Annotated in this window: 2 protein-coding genes and 1 pseudogene; 1 reads left to right on the forward strand and 2 read right to left on the reverse strand. The window is 58.2% G+C overall.

The annotated features are described in order from the left end of the window. Both AC5JJ6_RS06370 and AC5JJ6_RS06375 read right to left on the reverse strand, forming a co-directional pair. Positions 1-281 (reverse strand): annotated as a pseudogene (locus AC5JJ6_RS06370) (PrkA family serine protein kinase); the annotation flags it as partial. A gap of 1,318 nt (positions 282-1,599) precedes the next feature. Beyond that, entirely contained in the window at positions 1,600-2,139 is a 540-nt protein-coding gene (locus AC5JJ6_RS06375) for a hypothetical protein (RefSeq protein ID WP_496041236.1), read from the reverse strand. Positions 2,140-2,332: 193 nt separating this feature from the next. Here AC5JJ6_RS06375 and AC5JJ6_RS06380 point away from each other — a divergent pair. After that, a partial coding sequence (locus AC5JJ6_RS06380) for a cache domain-containing protein (RefSeq protein ID WP_496041237.1) occupies positions 2,333-3,081 on the forward strand: 749 nt, incomplete at its 3' end.

The following is a 3,081-nucleotide window of genomic DNA, read 5'->3' on the forward strand; positions in this document are numbered from 1 at the left end:
CCGACGATCCGCTCGATCGTCTCTTCCATGCCGTAGAAGTCGTTGAATGCCGGATATACCTTGATCGTGCGGTTCATGAAGATACGGCCCAGACGCGGGTCTTTCGCCGTATCCACAACCTCCGCTTCACCGATGGCGGCCAGAAGTCGCTCGGCGGCCGTGGCATAGATCAGAGGATCATTCTTGCACGCTTCGAGGTACTCGAAGAGGGTCATCTCTACTTCTTTGCGACCCTCGTAGTTTTGCGCGTAGCGGGAGAACAGGTCGTCGGCCGGGAACATCGGTCACTCCTCTTTCAAAGGGTCTCCATTGGTCCTACAGCGCTCGACTGGCTTCATCGGTAAACTTTTCCGCCAGGGCTGCCGCAGGCAACGAAAGCAGTCACTCCTCCCCGCCAAACTTTAAGGCTGTCCTTTTCTATATCGCTACTTGGCCGGCACGCTGACATTCCGGCTTCATAACGATTTAGCCTAGAGCATGGGCGGTTCATGTTCATCGAATCGATAAGCTTAGTCTCAAAGAGATTTATGACGCCGTACGTAAATTGCCAGCGTTGGCCGAAGCCGGATTCGTTGGAAAAGGATACGTCAGCCACACTGCCCAAATCATACCCGTATGCTTGCCGTACAGTTTGACAATTCGATGGCAAAACGGAGTATACCGCACTGCGGCTTTTGGGCGCGATTTTATTGCTTGCACGACGCCATTCTTGGTGCCTGTCGGGTAGCGGGGACCGAGGCCGTGACGGCAAACCTTCAGTGCGGCGGTCGGACCGTAAAGTCCGGCTGGAGCTGTGATGGTCTGCGGTTCGTTGCGTCAAGCCGTCACCCTTTCAGACACCATGATAGTTAATCGTTACGTTAAGTGGCAGTTAGTTAACAAGGAGTTTCGGGCACCTGTGGAGTCTGGGCAAGTGCGGAAGTTACATCGGCATTTTCATCAGGTGAAATGTCGACGTATTCCGTAACGACACTGAACCGCCTGTACGTGCCGAAGTTGCGCGCTCTCCCTGGTTTTCCGGGGGTCCTCATCAACGCAGCAAGGCTTCTGCGACCGTCGAAGCCTAAATCAGTATCTTCCCATGCGCTGTGGTTTATCAAACACACCCAAGCTGTACTCGTTCCGCTCCATTCGGCACTCCCATCAGATCGCCATAGCGTCTACCGCTCATGCTTTTAGAGCGACTCGGCCAAAGGCTTTTGCAATGTCGCGAGCACCGGTGACGCAACCAGAAGGCCACGCCACTGTTGTAAAATAGGAACAGGAGGTGAGAAATGGAAGATCGGCTTTTCGAACTATCCGCAGACAGCGCCAATGCGGAAAATCCGGCGGATGCGCCGAAAACTCCGCCGGTGCCGGAACCGGCGGAGACACCGGACGGGGGTCGGGACGAGGAGCAAACAGGCATCATACCGGGGGAAATACCCGGACGGCCGACGGACCCTTCGGACCCGCGTTTCCCGGGTAATCAGCCGGACCTCGCTTGAAACGCGCGCGGTTTCTACTTCGCAGTATAGTGAAGTGCCGCACCGCCAGCCGCGTCAGACGACGGGACTGGCGTAGCGCAGACCAGGCTGGCAGCTCAGTTGGGCCGGTAGTTCAGTGAACCGAAGCCGCGGAATCGGGACCGGCGGCAAATGCCAGATCCAACGCCAGATCGCGGTAGGGCAGCATCAAACCCCGCTGGGAGAAAGCATCGGCGAAGCGCGTGGCCGCCAGCGTCAGTTCTTCATTGCGGGAAGTCCCGGACAGTGCCTGGGCTGCCGCTTCTGCCAGTGGGGAATGACCGCGCTGGCAGGCCGCCAGGAGTACGAGCAAGGTCGCTTCGTCATCGCCAAGTTCTGCACAGCAGGGTTGGTGGTGAGCGATGGTGCGGCGGGCCGTTCTGCGCAAGCAATCTACCAGTTCCGCCATGGCCACGGCCGCATCGTGACCTACCGCCTCGCCGCAGCGCCGGCGCAACCCGCGCAGAACGGTTTCCCATTGCTCCGGAGCCTTGTACCGGAGCCCCATGACCCAGCGCCGGAAGGCCCATAAGGTCAGCATTTCGGCATCGTCATGTTCGGCGCGATCCAGGTCCAAAGCCGCTTCCTGGTCGCGATGGAGAGAGGTGGAGGCATTGAGCATCTGGTTCGACACGGCCGTCTCCATGAAATTGATAATCACTCTCATTATTGAATTACACGTTATGAGAATGAGTCGCAAGAGGCTTTAGATGGGTGGCTCGTGTGTCCAACCGCTGCGAGATGCCGCGAATTAACGATTAATTCGCGAAACCTGCCGAGACTGTTCCTTCAAGGGAGTAAGTAAATAATTCTGCCAGGAGGCGAAAGTGATCGGCGCTTTAAAGATAAAATACAAGATCATGCTGATCGTAGCCGCCGGTCTGGCCGGCCTGATTGTCGTCGCGAGCATATCGCTGATAACGCTGCGGTCTCAGATGTTTTCCGAACGTCAGGGTCAGACGCAGCACTTGATCGAGACGGCCATGACCCTGGTCGATCACTATGCCCAGGCCGCCCGCGACGGCGCCATTTCCGACGATGCCGCCCAGAAGGCGGCATTAGCAGCGCTGTCATCGCTTCGCTACGCGGACGGTGAGTACTTCTTCGTTCTGGACCCGGCCGGAACGGTCGTGGCGCATGGCGCCGACCCTCGCCTGGTCGGCAAGAACCTCAAAGCCGTCAAGGACCAGAATGGCGTTGCCTTCGTCGCGGAGATGCTGGAAGGAGCGGTTGCCGGAAACGGCGTCACAGTCCGGTATGTCTGGCCCAAGGGCAAGGATACCGCGCCGCAGCCCAAGATCGCCTTTGCCAAGCGCCATGGATCATGGGGCTGGGTCGTCGGATCCGGCATCTATATCGATGACGTTAACAAAGCCTTTGTCGTAACCGCCCTTCAATTGGGTGGCGCGTGTCTTCTGGTCGTCGTGCTGCTCGGAACCGTCGCCATCCTACTCGGCCGCGCGATCGTGAGGCCGATCCCGGTCATGCAACGATCCATCGCCGCCGCACGGAGAGGCGACCTTTCTCAGACCGTCAGCATATCCACGGGCGATGAGGTTGCCGAAATGGCGCGTGA

This window comes from Skermanella sp. (assembly GCF_059503625.1).